The sequence below is a fragment of the Methylobacter luteus IMV-B-3098 genome, from assembly GCF_000427625.1.
Classification (GTDB): domain Bacteria; phylum Pseudomonadota; class Gammaproteobacteria; order Methylococcales; family Methylomonadaceae; genus Methylobacter; species Methylobacter luteus.
Genome location: NZ_KE386569.1, coordinates 2117961 through 2134101, shown reverse-complemented (window position 1 = coordinate 2134101; position 16141 = coordinate 2117961). Strand labels below are relative to the sequence as shown.

Below are 16141 nucleotides of genomic sequence, written 5' to 3'. Positions count from 1 at the left end.
AATTATGGGAAAAAATGTCGTTGTCATCGGTACTCAATGGGGTGACGAAGGTAAAGGTAAGCTGGTTGATCTGCTGACAGATCAGGCGGAAGCGGTAGTTCGTTTTCAGGGCGGACATAATGCAGGTCACACTCTGGTTATACGGGGGGAGAAAACCGTTCTGCATCTTATTCCTTCCGGTATCCTACGGGATGATGTGCAATGCATGATCGGTAATGGCGTAGTATTGTCGCCGAATGCCTTGATGGAAGAAATTGAGCTGCTTGAAAAAGCCGGTATCCCGGTTAGAAACCGTTTATTGATCAGTGAAGCTTGCACTCTGATTTTACCGGTACATGTCGCCATAGATCAGGCGCGTGAAAAAGCCCGCGGAAGTAAAGCGATTGGTACGACAGGGCGTGGCATTGGTCCTGCCTATGAGGACAAGGCGGCCCGAAGAGGGTTGCGTGCCGGCGATTTGCGTAATCCGAAGCGTTTTGCGGAAAAACTGAAAGAGTTGGTTGAATATCATAATTTCATGCTGACTAATTATTATCATGCTGATGCGGTAGATTATCAGCAGACACTCGATGAAGCGCTAAAGCTGGGTGAGCAAATCAAACCCATGTTGGCTGATGTGGGAGAGGAACTCTACAAATATCAGGCAGAAGGAAAGAATCTACTATTTGAAGGTGCCCAAGGTGCTTTGCTGGATATAGATCACGGTACTTTTCCTTATGTCACTTCGTCCAATACGACTGCGGGTGGAGCGGCTACAGGTACCGGTATTGGACCTCTGGATCTCCATTATGTGCTGGGTATTACCAAGGCCTATTCAACCCGCGTAGGAAATGGTCCTTTCCCGACTGAGTTACATGATGACAACGGTGACCATTTGGGCACGAAAGGTCATGAATTTGGCGCGACGACAGGACGTAAACGTCGTACTGGCTGGTTTGATGCGGTTTCTATGCGTAAATCAGCGAAAATGAACAGTTTGAGTGGTATTTGTTTAACCAAGCTGGATGTGCTTGATGGTTTGGAAAAAGTCGGTATCTGTACGGCTTATAAACTGAACGGGAAAATTACTGAAACGGCTCCTTTAGGCGCGGATCAATATGAAGAATGCCATGCCATTATCGAAGAGATGCCAGGCTGGAGCGAAACCACTGCAGGCATAACTGATTTTAATGCTTTGCCTGAGAATGCCAAGGCTTATATCAGGAAAATTGAAGAGCTTATAGGAGTTAAGGTGGCAATATTGTCAACAGGGCCGGATAGAGAAGAAACAATTATTCTGGAGCATCCGTTTGCATGAGCGAACAGCGCTGAGGAGAAGGTTTAAGATGAATGGATTCTTTTCAGAAAGCATAGGCGTTTTCTTGCCCGGCTACGCCGAAAGTCTAAATGCTATAGCAAAGCAAGATCATGCTGAAGTATTGCGTCATGCTTCTGGTACGCAAATGGGGTGGAGAACTGGATGCTATACTTTATTAACAATGCCTCATTTTTAAAGTACATAGATCAATCATAATGGATGGCTATGAAAAAGGCCGCTTACGCGGCCTTTTTCATAAGTTTGAGTCTTGATGGAAATTATTAATTTAAAAAAGTCGCTCTAATTCTCTCGACTTTACCGCTTCTGGTCTTGCGCTCAATTCTAAACTTGGAACCGATATCAGGCTTGATGGTAACTCTATCGGCGAAGCCCCATATCTTTGACGTGAATTTATCAAGTGAATAGACTTCCCATTTTGAATTATCCTCCATGACGATAATTTTTCCGGAATCTTTAACACTTTTAATGGTGTGTTTACCAATATGATTATACAACATATATGTTTCCTTATAGCAAGACAGTAATATATGCTTCCTTAATATAAGAATGATGGCGTCCAGCGACGAAATGTGTTTAGTGTATGCTAACACGCGGTTAATGATTTATCACAAGTCAGATGTTATGTCAATAGATAAGATTGAGGGAATCTATTTCGTTTCAATTTTACTCGGCCGCTGCTAGGGCTCTAGAAGTGGATGGCAAGTCAATATTCATTGCTAGAGATGTGGTCGGGTCTATTGTATCTGTTACGCTACAGAAAGTAGTTGCTTGCAAATCGCCATAGATTCGCGGAATCAAAATGATGAGTCGGGTACGGTAAATGACCGTCAGTCCAGAACGTGATATTTGCTATTCAATCATGGCTCTGGACTGCTCTCAGTTAAAGCATTTGAATGATAAATGGTTTCTGGGGTTCTGCTAGGCATCCATAAGATCGCTGCTTATGTTCGCAGTCAATCATTCGTAAATACTTTGAAAGTTGTTGGTGCCAGAGAAAAGACGGAGTTATTTCTTTGATAGCTCGAAAAAAACACGTAGAGATCCTCGAAGGAATCTTCGTGTGTCTATATTTTCCGGGAAAATAATGAAATTAATTGTAAAAATACATGCAACAGGCATGTGTGGGATAACTCAATAAGCTTATGAATAATTTATTGAATATGGAAAAACAATGTGTGATGGTGCCGAGGAGAGGACTTGAACCTCCACTGGGTTGCCCCAACTAGCACCTGAAGCTAGCGTGTCTACCAATTTCACCACCTCGGCTGAGGGATGCTGTATAAGCTAAGTGAGCGCGCATCATACTGGCTTATTTAATTTTTGTCAAACAAATTGTAAATTTTTTAGCATAAGGTTTATTTTCAAAGTTTAAGGAACTCTTAATAACCGATTCTCTCCAATGAGCGAGTAAGCTAGGCTTGTGAATCTTCCATATTAGTCATGCGGAAGATGAGTCAGACCGTGTCTAATAATTTCAGATATGAAAAATACTAATAACCTGGACAAATGGAGATTCATTTTTGTATAAATTCAAAAGTTTTTCTCTTTCCATGCTAATCGATATACTAAAGTAATGTATTATATGAATATTACTTATGGTATCCATCATCTTGCATTTCATTAAAATAAATGACAGCGAAGTCAAAAAAAGACGTTGATTTTAGTTCAACAACAGATCCATATGCTCAGCGCGAAGCTGAAAAATATGAGAATCCCATCCCCAGCCGCGAATTGATACTGCAGCTTATTGAGGAGATAGGGCGGCCTTTGCGGCGTAAAGAGATTGCCAAGACATTTTCGCTGGTGGAGGAAGACCAGTTGGAGGCGTTGCGACGTCGGTTGAGGGCTATGGAAAGGGATGGGCAATTGATCTTTAACCGGGCGCAGCAGTATTGCCTGGTCAATAGCAGGGATTTAATTGCCGGCCGCGTTATCGGTCATGCCGACGGTTTTGGTTTCATTAAGCCAGATGACGGCTCAGATGATCTGTTTCTGTCACCGCGGGAAATGGATCAATTGATGCATAACGACAGGGCGGTTGTACGGGTTTCTGGGATCGATAAAAAAGGTCGCAGGGAAGGCGCGGTTGTTGAAGTTCTTGAAAGGAATACGCATCAGGTTGTAGGGCGGCTTTACAGGGATAGAGGTTTCACTTATGTGGTGCCGGATAATAAGAATATCGCGCAAACCGTCCTGATTGAAAAAGGCGATGCAGGCAAGGCAAAAGTAGGACAGATAGTCGTTGCAGAAATCCTGGAGCAACCGACTAAGCTGCGGCAGCCTATCGGCAGAGTCGTTGAAGTGTTGGGCGATCACATGGCGCCAGGTATGGAAATCGAGATGGCTATTCGCTCCTACGAATTGCCTGATCAATGGCCCAATGAATTGCTGGAAGAAATTAAATCGCTGAAAAATGAAGTACCGGAATCGGCTAAGCAGAATCGGGTCGATTTACGGGCAACCCCGTTAGTCACTATTGACGGAGAGGATGCCCGCGATTTTGACGATGCGGTTTATTGCCAAAAAACCTCAACGGGTTGGAAATTACTGGTAGCAATCGCCGACGTTTCTCATTATGTGCAGATTAATACGTCTTTGGATAGAGAAGCGCAAAACCGCAGCACTTCTGTATATTTTCCGGAAAAGGTCATCCCGATGTTGCCGGAGATCTTATCGAACGGATTATGCTCGCTCAATCCCGACGTAGACCGTCTATGCATGGTCTGCGAACTCTACATAAACCAGCAAGGTAAAGTCATCAGGTCACGCTTTTTTGAAGCCGTGATGCGCTCGCATGCCAGGTTGACTTACACTAAAGTCGCCAAGATGCTCGTCGAAGGCGATAAAGAACTAGCCAAGCAATACGAGACATTGATGCCGCATTTGCAGAATTTATATGCGCTTTACAAAATTTTGCGCGTTAGTCGTGAACAACGCGGTGCGATGGATTTCGACACACAGGAAACGCGCATTATTTTCGGCTCAAATCGTAAAATTGAAAAAATAGTGCCCGTCGTACGCAATGATGCGCACAAGCTGATTGAAGAGTTCATGATCACTGCAAATATGGCGGCGGCTCGTTTTTTAAATCGTAGAAAAATGCCCAAGTTGCTGAGGATACACGATGGGCCAAGCCCCGATAAGCTGTTGAGCTTGAGGAGCTTTCTTGGCGAGCTGGGATTAAGATTAGGCGGTGGCGCCAAGCCGACGCCTTTGGACTATATGCATTTGATCGATTCGGTCAAAGACAGGCCCGATGCGCACTTGATACAGACCGTTCTATTGCGATCCATGTCGCAGGCAGTTTATAGTCCTGAATTAAAAGGTCATTTCGGCCTCGCGCTGGAAGCCTATGCCCACTTTACCTCACCTATTAGGCGTTACCCCGACCTGCTCGTCCATCGCGCTATCAGGCACTGCCTGCAGGGTAAGACCGTGCAGAATTTTCCTTACGGAATTCCTGACATGGAGAAGCTGGGTGAACATTGCTCCGCCAATGAGCGTCGTGCCGATGACGCGACGCGCGACGTAGTCAACTGGCTCAAGTGCGAATATATGATGGATAAGGTCGGTGAGGAATTCCCCGGCATTATTTCATCAGTCACTTCATTTGGTTTGTTCATTGAATTGACCGAAATTTATGTGGAAGGTTTGGTTCATATCAGCAATCTGGCTCAGGATTATTTTCATTTTGATCCGACTAGTCATCAGTTGCTCGGAGAAAAGACCGGCATCCGCTACCGTTTGGGCGATGGTGTCACAGTCAAGGTGGTTCGCGTCGATCTGGATGAAAAGAAGATTGACTTTGAACTGGTGCATAATCGGCCGGCGTTGAGCAAACCTAAGAAAAAGCGACGTAGAAGTAAAAAATGAAGTTAACCAAACTATTCGGTATTCATGCGGTGCAGGCCGCTCTGGATTACTCCCCCAAAAAAATCAACAAAGCCTGGATAGACACACAACGGCAAGACAAGCGCTTGATGCAGGTTATTGACGATTTATTGTCATTGGGCATAGAGCCTGAAAAAACCGATCGCAAAAAACTCGACCGATTTGCCGAAGGCAAGAATCACCAGGGTGTTGTGATCGAAGTGGAAATGCCAGGCGAGCTATCGGAAAGCGACTTAAAGCAGGCAGTAGAATCCTTAACAGGCACAGCCTTATTTCTGGTACTGGACAATGTTCAGGATCCGCACAATCTAGGCGCCTGCCTTCGAACGGCTGATGCAACTGGTGTGCAGGGTGTGATCATTACCAAGGACAATGCTACCGGCATCACCCCGACAGTTTGTAAAGTTGCCAGTGGTGCGGCCGAAACGGTACCCGTTTACCAAGTGACCAATCTGTCCAGAACCCTGCGCTGGCTCAAGGATCAAGGCATCTGGATCATGGGCGCCGCCGGCGCCGCAACGCAGACCGTCTATCAGACCGATTTAACCGTGCCGCTTGCCGTAGTGGTTGGTGCCGAAGGCAAAGGCTTAAGACGGTTGACGCAGGAGCAATGCGATTTTCTGGTTAAATTGCCTATGCTGGGACAAGTGGAAAGCCTTAATTTATCCGTCGCTACTGGTGTATTGTTGTATGAGGCTGTGCGGCAGCGTTCGAATTAAAAGCACGATGGAAATAAAGCAACAATTATCCCTTGAGGGCAGCGACCTGAGCTGTATACGCGACGACAGACTCCTGTTTGCAGGGCTAAATTTCGAGCTATATTCAGGTCAGGTTTTATTGCTGGAAGGCAAAAATGGCAGCGGCAAGACGTCGTTGTTACGCATTCTATGCGGATTTCGCGAGCCGGATGCCGGGGAGGTGCGCTGGTGCGGCGAAGCGGTAAACGATAGTCAGTTTTATGAACAGATGGCTTATATCGGTCATTTGGATGGCATCAAAAAAGAATTGACCGTGCTGGAAAATTTAAAAATGGCATTGGCGTTAAGCAAACCCGGGCGCTATTCCATTGAGGCGGCTCTGGATAAAGTGCATCTGGCCGGTTTCGATGATGCGCTCGTGCAGACCTTGTCGGCGGGACAAAAAAGAAGACTGTCATTGGCTCGTCTGCTGATTACGGACAACCAGCTGTGGATTCTTGACGAGCCTTTTACTTCGCTGGATAAACAGGGGATTGCCCTTATTGAAACTTTAATGATCGAGCACGCAGTCAAAGGCGGCATGATCATTCTGACTTCACATCATGACATCGATTTGCATGATGTGGATGTGCAACGTATTAATTTGTCCTGATGTCTTTATCACGTGCATTTTTCGCCATCATCCGGCGCGATCTTGTTCTGGCCTCGCGGCGCCGCTCGGAAATGGTCAATCCGTTGTTGTTTTTTGTCCTGGTGATTACGCTGTTTCCGTTAGGGATAGGCGCGCAACCAAACTTATTACAAGCGATTGCGCCAGGCATTATCTGGGTCTCGGCACTACTGGCGGCCATGCTTTCATTGGATAGTTTGTTCCGTTCGGATTTTGACGACGGATCTCTGGAGCAGATTTTATTGAGCCCGCACCCGACCTCGATTTTGGTCCTGGGCAAAATAATCGCGCATTGGCTGGTGACAGGCTTGCCGTTACTGCTTGTGGCGCCGCTGCTGGCTGTTTTCCTGGGCATGCCTGATTCGGCGCTAAGCGTTTTATTGCTGACCTTGCTGCTGGGAACGCCGGTACTGAGTTTGATAGGCGCAATCGGCGTCGCGCTGACGATAGGTCTGCGTCGGGGTGGTATGATTCTGTCTTTGCTGGTTTTGCCTCTGTATGTCCCAGTGCTGATTTTTGCCGGCAATGCAGTAGAGATGGCCGGCAGCGGCTTGCCCGTGGATGCTCAGATCAGTATTTTGATATCGATTTTATTGATGGCATTGGTATTGGCGCCGCTGCCGGTAGCGGCGGCATTAAAAATGAGTATTAGCTGATAATATTTCGTAAAATAAAAGATTCATATTATGAATCAGGACTAAAGAATTATAGGATCAGCATACGTTCTGTTTTTTCACCAGCCACGCGCCAGGAACGAAAGGAAAAACTTTGAAAATTGCCGGCAGTTTATTCAGCAGCGCAGTGGTGCATTTAGCCGAGGAGTTCGGCCATGTGCGCCTGTTTCATGAAATGTTGCGCACTTGCGGTCTCGATAAAATGGAATGGATGTCTTTAAGCCCTGTCAAAGAAAAAATTTTATTGGTCCGATAGGCATGAAGGTTTCAAAATTACTGGCCAAACCTTATTTATACGTTGTTCTTTAATGATATTCCTGAACTTGACCAATTGCTTGATGTTGATCGGATGATTAAAGATGGCATTGGATTTGATTTCAATGAGTTGCCTGAATATATGATTGAGCGTAGTTGGATACCGTCTTATTGCAAGGTATAAAAACCGGGCTGCAGGACAGCTAAAGCCGTCCTGTGGTCTTTCACTTTTCGGACTTGAACCGTTCACCTTTTATCTGTTCCTTATGTTTTTGATTCCAGACCCGGTCGTTAGATTCTTCCATCGCATGGCTTCTCCGCCGCATTTTTATGCTCTTACCGAGCGTTTGATGCCGTGGCTGACGGTTATTTTCCTGCTGCTGCTGACGGCAGGTTTATATGGCGGATTGTATCTGGCGCCGCCGGATTACCAACAAGGCGACAGCTATCGCATTATTTATATCCATGTGCCTAGCGCCTGGATGTCGTTGTTTATTTATGTCGTTATGGCTGTTGCGGGCGGCATAGGGTTGGTCTGGCGCATTAAACTGGCAGAGATTGTTGCCGTCAGCAGTGCACCGGTCGGCGCCGGCTTTACGTTTATTGCGTTAGTGACAGGCTCGCTGTGGGGCAAACCGATGTGGGGAACCTGGTGGGTCTGGGATGCGCGTTTAACCTCCGAGCTTATTTTGCTGTTTTTGTACCTTGGCGTTATTGGGCTTTATGGTGCGATAGATGACAAACGCACTGCCTCTAAGGCTGTTGCTATTCTGGCACTGGTCGGTGTGGTCAATATTCCGATCATTCATTATTCCGTGGAATGGTGGAACACTTTGCATCAAGGGCCAACCGTGACCAAAATGGACAAACCTTCCATTCATGTCAGCATGCTGATACCGTTGCTGCTGATGGCGGTCGCTTTTAAATTTTATTATCTGATTGCGATGCTGCAACGCGCACGCATCGAGTTGCTTTCGCGCGAGCGTAACGCGCAGTGGGTCAAGTCTATGGCAGCATTGGGAGTTGAGCGATGAACTGGCAGGAATTTTTCGCAATGGGCGGTTATGCCTTTTATGTATGGACCTCTTACGCGGTCACGTTCATTGTATTGCTGGCCAATATCATTATTCCCATTGTGCGACGCAGACAGTTCTTGCGTCAGCAAGCTTTAAAGCAAAAACGACAAGGTACGCTATGAAACCAGCCAGAAAACAACGCTTGATCCTGATAGCCTTGATGCTGATGGGCGCCGGTTTTGCCGCCGGTTTTGCATTGAAGTCATTTAATGAAAATCTCATGTATTTCTTTTCCACGACCGATGTGGTCGAAGGCAAGGCGCCTGAGGATGCCTTGTTCCGTTTGGGCGGCATGGTCGTCAAAGGCAGTGTCGAGCGGCCCGGCGACGGGCTGATGGTGCGCTTCAAGCTGACCGACTTCAGTAAAGACGTGACGGTCGAATACACCGGCATACTGCCGGATTTGTTTAGGGAAGGCCAGGGCATCGTAGCGCACGGTCGACTCAATGCCCAAGGCGTTTTCATCGCCGAGGAAGTGCTGGCCAAGCACGATGAAAACTATATGCCACCGGAAGTGGCCGGCAGTTTGAAAACCGGCACGAATCAAGCGACAGGACAAAAATAATGATTGCTGAACTTGGGCATTTCTCTTTGATCCTGGCGTTGTGCATGGCAGTCATTTTAGGCACACTGCCGATTATCGGCGCATCGCGCGCCATTGCCGGCTGGATTGCCGTGGCGAGGCCGGCGGCTTACGCACTGGTTTTATTCATGATTATCGCGTACGGTTGCCTGACATACGGTTTTCTGACGCATGATTTCTCAATCGCCTACGTGGCGACCAATTCGAACACGGCATTACCTGTGCTGTATCTGATTTCGGGGGTCTGGGGCGCCCACGAGGGCTCACTATTGCTCTGGGCGTTAGTGCTGTCGTGCTGGACGGCGCTGGTTGCGCTGTTCAGCCGAAACATTCCCGATACGACCGTGGCGCGGGTGCTGGGCGTCATGGGGCTGGTTGCAGTCGGCTTCATTCTGTTTCTGCTGCTGACATCCAATCCTTTCGAGCGCCTGTTCCCGGCGCCTGCAGAAGGGCGTGACTTGAATCCCCTGTTGCAGGACCCAGGTCTGGCGATACATCCGCCCATGCTGTATATGGGCTATGTCGGCTTTTCGGTCGCGTTCGCGTTCGCGATTGCCGCCTTGCTGGAAGGCCGATTGGATGCTGCCTGGGCACGCTGGTCGAGGCCCTGGACCAATATCGCCTGGATGTTTTTGACGCTAGGCATCGCCTTGGGTAGTTGGTGGGCGTATTACGAACTGGGTTGGGGCGGCTGGTGGTTCTGGGACCCGGTGGAGAATGCCTCGTTCATGCCCTGGCTGGTCGGGACCGCGCTGATTCACTCACTGGCGGCGACCGAAAAACGCGGCGTGTTCAAGACCTGGACGGTGCTGCTGGCGATTTTCGCATTCTCTCTGAGCTTGTTGGGCACGTTTCTGGTGCGGTCCGGCGTGTTGACGTCCGTGCATGCATTTGCCAGCGATCCAGCCAGAGGATTGTTCATCCTGATATTTCTGGCTGCCGTTGTGGGCGGTTCGCTGTTGCTGTATGCGGTCAGAGCACCTTACGTCAAGAGCAATGCGACCTTTGAACTGGTGTCCAGGGAATCCGTGATTTTGTTGAACAACGTCCTGCTCGTCGTAACAGCCGCCAGCATTCTGCTCGGCACCCTGTATCCGCTGATAATCGATGCATTGGGTCTGGGCAAAATTTCGGTCGGCCCGCCTTATTTCAATGCCGTGTTTATTCCATTGATGGCGCCGTTGTCGATTGCGGTAGGTCTGGGCGTGCTGCTTCGCTGGAAAAGAGACGATATCAAGACGGTTGCCTTGCGCGTGCGCTGGGCAATTCTGATCTGTGTGACCGGCGGTCTGCTGATTCCTTTCGCCATGCCTTTTTATTCCTGGGCGGCGGTGCTGGGCGTGACGCTGGCGTTATGGACCGCGGCTATTTCAATTCTGGCTTTCATGGATAGGGCAGGTGCCCGCGGCTTTTCATGGCAACGGTTACGAAGCGTGCCGGCCGGATTTTACGGCATGACTGTCGCGCATCTGGGTATCGCGGTTTTTGTCATCGGCATTACCTTTACCACGGTCTACAGCGTCGAGAAAGATGTCCGCATGGCGCCCGGCGAAACGCTGGACATGTCGGGCTATCTGTTTGAGTTTCATGGCGTGCGCCAATCCGAAGGGCCGAACTACCGTGCCGAGCAAGGTTTCGTCACGGTCAGCCACAAAGGTGCGCAAGTCGCCAGACTGGAACCGCAGAAACGGGTTTATCGCGTGCAGACCATGCCGATGACTGAGGCGGCGATCGATGCCGGCCTGTTTCGGGATTTATTCGTGGCCATAGGCGAACCGCTGGGCGATCAGGGGGCCTGGAGTCTTCGCATTTACTATAAATCGTTCATCCGCTGGATCTGGCTGGGCGCCGTATTCATGGCGGCGGGCGGCTTGTGTGCGGCCTTCGACAGGCGCTACCGGTACAGGATAAAAGAGGCACGATAAAAAACCTTTTGCGCCATAACCTTATTGATAAGACATGCTTAAATATATTATCCCGTTAGTCATCTTTATCATCATGGCCGTCTTTCTGGCCGTGGGTTTGAACCTGAATCCACGCGATATTCCTTCGCCGCTGATCGATAAGCCGGCGCCGGCGTTTTCGGCGCCCAAACTCGGCGCGTCTTCCGAAACACTAAGCCAGACCGATATGAAAGGAAAAGTCTGGCTGTTCAATGTCTGGGCTTCCTGGTGCGTATCATGCAGATCCGAGCATCCGATACTGAATCAGCTGGCGCAGCAGAAAGCCGCTGTCATTGTCGGTCTGAACTACAAGGATGAGCCGGATGCGGCGAAAAACTGGCTGACCCAACTAGGCAACCCTTACGACGTCAGCATCATGGACCAGGATGGCCGTATCGGCATAGACTGGGGTGTTTACGGCGTGCCGGAAACATTCGTTATCGACAAAAAAGGCGTGATCCGGTACAAGCATACGGGACCTGTGACCTCGCAAGACGTTCAGACCATCTTTCTCCCTCTGATCGCTAAATTACAGGCAGAAAACTCATGAAAATCTTAATGCTGGTCTTGCTGTTGACCCTGTCCGGTTTTGCCGGCGCCCGCGTTGAATATAAGGAATTTTCCAATGCCGAGCAGCAGCAGGCCTATGATGATTTGATATCGGAGTTGCGCTGTCTGGTTTGTCAAAACCAGACCATTGCCGATTCCAATGCCGATCTGGCCAAGGACTTGCGCCGGCAGGTCTATGAAATGCTTCAGCAGGGCAAGACGAAGCAGGATGTCGCCGATTTCATGACCCAGCGCTACGGCGATTTCGTTTTATATAATCCACCCTTCAAGGCCAAAACCGGTTTGCTGTGGATCGGTCCGGCCGTTTTTCTGATAATTGGCCTGATTACCGTATTTGTATTCGTCCGGCGCAACAGGACTCCTGCAACGGCCGAGATCAGCGCCGAGAAGCGGCAAAAGATACACAGCTTGCTGGAAAAAGGGGATAAATCTTGACTACGATATTTTGGATGCTGGCCGGCTTGTTGATCCTGGCCGCTTTTATGATTGTCCTGCCGCCGTTATGGCGCCCGCGCGAGATTGCAGCAGCCGATCAGGATCAGCGCAATATTGCCATTGCGCGGCAGCGTCTGTCCGAGCTTCAGGATCAATTACAGACAGGGGCATTAACCCGAATGCAATTTGAGGAACAGCGCGCCGAACTTGAAGTCGCGCTCAGTGATGACCTTGATATACCAGGCCAGGTAAAAGCATCCGGTACGAAAGGCCGGTGGATGGTTTTCGTACTGGTTTTGCTGGTGCCGCTGACGGCGCTTTCATTGTATGCAAGTCTGGGCAGTTATGCCTCACTGGATCGGCCTAGCGACGCTTCGGCGGCGCCTGGACCTGAGGATATCAGCCGCATGGTGGCCGGTTTGGCCGCTCGCATGAAGAGCAATCCCAATGATGCGCAGGGCTGGCTCATGCTGGGACGATCCTATAAATATCTGCAGCAATATCCGGAAGCCGCCGATGCCTTTGCACAAGCCTACCGTCTGCTGGGCGATCAGGCGGAAGTGCTGCTGTCTTATGCCGATGCGCTGGCTATGGCCAATGACGGACGACTCTCGGGAAAACCGGCCGAACTGGTATTCAAGGCACTGGCTCTGGAGCCAAATAATATGACCGGTCTGTGGCTGGGCGGCATGGCCAAGGCCGAAGCGGGCGATGTGACAGGCGCGGTTCAGCTATGGCGCAAGCTGGAAGCATCATTGCCGCCGGGTTCTGAAGCGCAGCAGGAAATTCAAACCTTAATGGCCAATGTCGAGAACCGGGTGCCCGAGGAACAACCGACTGAAAAGGCTCCGCAAGACATCGAGGTGGAGGTGAGTCTGGCGCCCGAGCTTCAGTCAAGGATCGGCCCCAAAGATACCGTTTTCATCTATGCCCAGGCACTATCCGGCCCGAAAATGCCGTTGGCGATTGTCCGCAAGCAGGTTTCGGATCTGCCGTTGACCGTGAATCTGAACGACAGCATGGCCATGATGCCGGAAATGAAATTATCGCGTTTCGATCAGGTTAAACTAATCGCGCGTATTTCAAAGTCCGGCAATGCAACTCAGCAGCCCGGGGATCTGATCGGTGTGATCGATTCAGTGGACTTGGCCGACCGCACCCGCAACATAATCGTGATTGATAGCGAAGTGAAATAATGGATCAATCTATTAAATTCGATCTGAATCTGATTAATCGTTATGACAAGGCAGGCCCGCGCTATACTTCTTACCCGACCGCTCTGGAACTGCACGAAGGCTTCGGCGACAAGGAATATCGTGAGCATATCGTAAAGTCCAATGCGGCAGGCGGACCCTTGTCGCTATATTTCCATATTCCATTTTGCGATACGGTCTGCTTTTACTGTGCCTGCAATAAAATCGTTACCAAAAACCGCGGCCATGCGCAGCCTTATTTGAACAATCTCTATAGAGAAATCGCCATGCAGGGTGACCTGTTCGACCGCAATCGGGTCGTCAACCAGCTGCACTGGGGCGGCGGTACGCCGACTTTCCTGAGCCATGAGCAAATGCAAAAGCTGATGCAGGTGACGCGCGAGCATTTCTCATTAAGGGACGATGATCAGGGTGAATATTCGATCGAAATCGATCCGCGCGAGACTGACGACCGGACCATTCACCAGCTCCGCCAGCTCGGATTTAACCGCATCAGCCTCGGCGTTCAGGATTTTGACCCGGCCGTGCAAAAGGCCGTCAATCGCCTGCAAAGCGAGGAACAAACCTTCGCGGTTCTGGCCTCGGCCCGGGCCGAGGGTTTTCGTTCGACCAATATCGATTTGATTTACGGCCTGCCGCTGCAAACGGTAGCGACATTTTCCAGAACGCTGGACAAGCTTCTGGCCGTTGCGCCGGACCGATTCTCGATCTTCAATTACGCGCACATGCCGGCGCGCTTTAAAACGCAGCGCCAGATCAACGATGCGGATCTGCCGACTGCCGACGTCAAGCTCGATATTCTGCAGATGGTCGGGCAACGGCTCACGGAGGCGGGTTATGTCTATATCGGCATGGACCATTTCGCCAAGCCCGATGACGAACTCGCCATCGCGCAGCGCGAAGGCAAACTGTACCGGAATTTCCAGGGCTATTCGACGCACTCGGATTGCGATCTGGTCGGCTTAGGCATTACCTCGATCGGCCGGGTAGGGGATGCCTATATCCAGAATGTCAAAGAGCTGGCCGAGTACGACCAGTTGATCGGACAAGGCAGGCTGCCGGTCTTCAAAGGCGTCGAGCTGAACGATGACGACAAATTGCGCCGCGCCGTCATCACGCAGTTGATCTGCCACTTCGATCTGGACTTTGCCGCTATTGAGAAAGCATTTGTCATCGATTTTCACGATTATTTCGCCGACGAACTGAAAGCCCTGGCTCCGATGCAGGCCGACGGCTTGCTGACCGTGTCGGAACAGACCATTCATGTGCTACCGGCAGGACGGTTGTTGATCCGCAATATCTGCATGGTATTCGACCGCTATCTGGCGCAGAAACAGCAGCAGTTTTCGAAAGTGATTTAAGCAAGCGCGAATAACTTCGCGCCGGCATCAATTTCCGAACTCTTCAATCAATAATCCCGTTTTGTTCATGCAAGGATGGCTTGATGACTGGATCACTAACTGCGCTCTAGGGTCGAATTAATTCGACCTGAAACGCACAGCGCTTTACAGAAGATTGTATGGTTATCGTTGAGTGCGAATGAATTCGCATCTACAATTTGCTGACTTATTTCATGCTCACTACCAAGCCGTCAATCAGCAGCCTCGTCCTGTTCAGGCAAGGGCGACTTGATGGCTGTATTACTAACCAGCAAAGATTCTTCCTCTTTCTGTTGATCCAGCCATTCCTGCCAGACGGCCCTCAACACCGCCAGTATGACTGGCCCCAAAAAAATACCTATCACGCCAAAAGCCGTCAATCCTCCAAAAACGCCAAACATTACGATGAGAAAAGGCACCCGACTGGCGCCACTGATTGCCAGCGGACGAACCACGTTGTCTACCGTACTGACTACCAGAACGCCCCAGATTATCAGCCCTATGCCGGCCCATACCTCATTCAAAAAAATGAGTCCGATGGCGATAGGCAGCCATATCAGCGGCGCGCCCATGGGTATCAGGGCGAACAAGGCGGTAAGTGCGCCAAATAATACCGGCGCCTGTACGCCAGCTACGGAAAAGCCGAGGCCAGCCAGAATGCCTTGTGCCAATGCCGCAAGCACCATCCCGAAAACGACTGCATTAGTCGTGTGGCCGGCAGCTTGCAGATAAACATGCTGGTGTTTACCCAGGAAACGGATCAGTCCTTGATGTAACTGCCTGACCGCTTCTTCGCCATCGCGAAAGCAGAAAAATACCGTGACCAGAACAATTGCCAGTTTTACCAGGTTGTTGCCGATATCACCTACAAACTTAGTTACATCGCCCAGCCAGTGTTGTGCCGTATTGGCAAATTGTTTCGCCATACCGGCTCTGTCTGTGTTCAAGCGCGTTATGCTGTCTTGCAGATAATCGCCTAATCCCGGTATGCGCTTGATGAACCCCGGTAATTGAAGGTTGCCTTGAGAAAAGCTGGCGCTTAAGGTCTGATAGGCTGCCCTCAATTCTTCCTGTAGCAAAGCGACCAGCCAGAAAACCGCCAGAAAGATGATCGCGGAGATGATTAATGTCATGACCAGCGCGCTGAGCGTTTTCTTGCCTTGCATCTGGCGGCGCAGCCACCGGTAAGCTGGCCAGGTGACATAGGCGATAATGAAGGCCCAGACCAGCGACAGCAGGAACTCGCGCAGCACCATATAGCTCAATACAAGGAGGCTGGCTAAAAGGATGCCCGGAATGATGTCCCGGTAGAGAGGTCTGTTTAAAAAATCATTCATAAACCTGAAAAGTATGTGTTCAATCGGCTGCCCTGTTTGCAACTATCTCATTTTGTCACGCCGGCAGCGATTAGCGCTTTAAAAAGGTTACTAGGTGC

General features: G+C 49.8%; 15 protein-coding genes and 1 tRNA gene. 14 read left to right on the top strand and 2 right to left on the bottom strand.

Annotation, left to right across the window (positions count from 1 at the left end; translation table 11 throughout):
* The first annotated feature begins 4 nt into the window (after positions 1 to 4).
* Positions 5 to 1297: an adenylosuccinate synthase gene (locus METLU_RS0111760; protein ID WP_027158382.1), complete on the top strand. Its 1293-nt coding sequence runs from the start codon at positions 5 to 7 to the stop codon at positions 1295 to 1297.
* A gap of 1200 nt (positions 1298 to 2497) precedes the next feature.
* Here the strand turns inward: METLU_RS0111760 and METLU_RS0111750 are convergent.
* Positions 2498 to 2584, bottom strand: a tRNA-Leu gene (locus METLU_RS0111750).
* A 363-nt stretch (positions 2585 to 2947) separates the two neighbouring features.
* Between METLU_RS0111750 and rnr the strand changes: the two genes are divergently transcribed.
* The 13 genes from rnr to hemN all read left to right on the top strand — a co-directional run bounded on the left by rnr (position 2948) and on the right by hemN (position 14688).
* Positions 2948 to 5191 (top strand): ribonuclease R, encoded by a 2244-nt coding sequence (rnr, locus tag METLU_RS0111745; RefSeq protein ID WP_027158380.1) that lies wholly within the window; start codon positions 2948 to 2950, stop codon positions 5189 to 5191.
* Positions 5188 to 5928, top strand: coding sequence for a 23S rRNA (guanosine(2251)-2'-O)-methyltransferase RlmB (gene rlmB, locus METLU_RS0111740; protein ID WP_027158379.1), 741 nt, complete (start codon positions 5188 to 5190; stop codon positions 5926 to 5928). Before rnr ends, rlmB begins: the two co-directional genes overlap by 4 nt.
* A gap of 7 nt (positions 5929 to 5935) precedes the next feature.
* Entirely contained in the window at positions 5936 to 6559 is a 624-nt protein-coding gene (ccmA, locus tag METLU_RS0111735) for a cytochrome c biogenesis heme-transporting ATPase CcmA (protein ID WP_027158378.1), read from the top strand.
* Positions 6559 to 7233, top strand: a complete 675-nt coding sequence (gene ccmB, locus METLU_RS0111730; RefSeq protein ID WP_027158377.1) for a heme exporter protein CcmB — start codon at positions 6559 to 6561, stop codon at positions 7231 to 7233. Before ccmA ends, ccmB begins: the two co-directional genes overlap by 1 nt.
* A 112-nt stretch (positions 7234 to 7345) precedes the next feature.
* Positions 7346 to 7507, top strand: a complete 162-nt coding sequence (locus METLU_RS28665) for a hypothetical protein (protein ID WP_231383592.1) — start codon at positions 7346 to 7348, stop codon at positions 7505 to 7507.
* Between the two features lie 265 nt (positions 7508 to 7772).
* Positions 7773 to 8540 carry a heme ABC transporter permease gene (locus METLU_RS0111720; protein WP_036243074.1) on the top strand — a complete coding sequence of 256 codons (768 nt, stop codon included), beginning with the start codon at positions 7773 to 7775 and terminating at the stop codon, positions 8538 to 8540.
* Positions 8537 to 8704, top strand: coding sequence for a heme exporter protein CcmD (gene ccmD / locus METLU_RS0111715; protein WP_027158375.1), 168 nt, complete (start codon positions 8537 to 8539; stop codon positions 8702 to 8704). Before METLU_RS0111720 ends, ccmD begins: the two co-directional genes overlap by 4 nt.
* Positions 8701 to 9147 carry a cytochrome c maturation protein CcmE gene (ccmE, locus tag METLU_RS0111710; RefSeq protein WP_027158374.1) on the top strand — a complete coding sequence of 149 codons (447 nt, stop codon included), beginning with the start codon at positions 8701 to 8703 and terminating at the stop codon, positions 9145 to 9147. Before ccmD ends, ccmE begins: the two co-directional genes overlap by 4 nt.
* Entirely contained in the window at positions 9147 to 11090 is a 1944-nt protein-coding gene (locus METLU_RS0111705) for a heme lyase CcmF/NrfE family subunit (protein WP_027158373.1), read from the top strand. Before ccmE ends, METLU_RS0111705 begins: the two co-directional genes overlap by 1 nt.
* Positions 11091 to 11124: 34 nt before the next feature.
* On the top strand, positions 11125 to 11658 hold the full coding sequence (locus tag METLU_RS0111700; RefSeq protein WP_027158372.1) for a DsbE family thiol:disulfide interchange protein: 534 nt from the start codon (positions 11125 to 11127) through the stop codon (positions 11656 to 11658).
* Entirely contained in the window at positions 11655 to 12113 is a 459-nt protein-coding gene (locus METLU_RS0111695; RefSeq protein WP_027158371.1) for a cytochrome c-type biogenesis protein, read from the top strand. The genes METLU_RS0111700 and METLU_RS0111695 overlap by 4 nt, the downstream gene beginning before the upstream one ends.
* On the top strand, positions 12110 to 13309 hold the full coding sequence (ccmI, locus tag METLU_RS0111690; RefSeq protein WP_027158370.1) for a c-type cytochrome biogenesis protein CcmI: 1200 nt from the start codon (positions 12110 to 12112) through the stop codon (positions 13307 to 13309). The genes METLU_RS0111695 and ccmI overlap by 4 nt, the downstream gene beginning before the upstream one ends.
* Positions 13309 to 14688 (top strand): oxygen-independent coproporphyrinogen III oxidase, encoded by a 1380-nt coding sequence (gene hemN, locus METLU_RS0111685; protein ID WP_027158369.1) that lies wholly within the window; start codon positions 13309 to 13311, stop codon positions 14686 to 14688. Before ccmI ends, hemN begins: the two co-directional genes overlap by 1 nt.
* 230 nt (positions 14689 to 14918) lie before the next feature.
* Here the strand turns inward: hemN and METLU_RS0111680 are convergent, their stop codons facing one another.
* Positions 14919 to 16043: an AI-2E family transporter gene (locus METLU_RS0111680; protein WP_027158368.1), complete on the bottom strand. Its 1125-nt coding sequence runs from the start codon at positions 16041 to 16043 to the stop codon at positions 14919 to 14921.
* Positions 16044 to 16141: the final 98 nt, after the last annotated feature.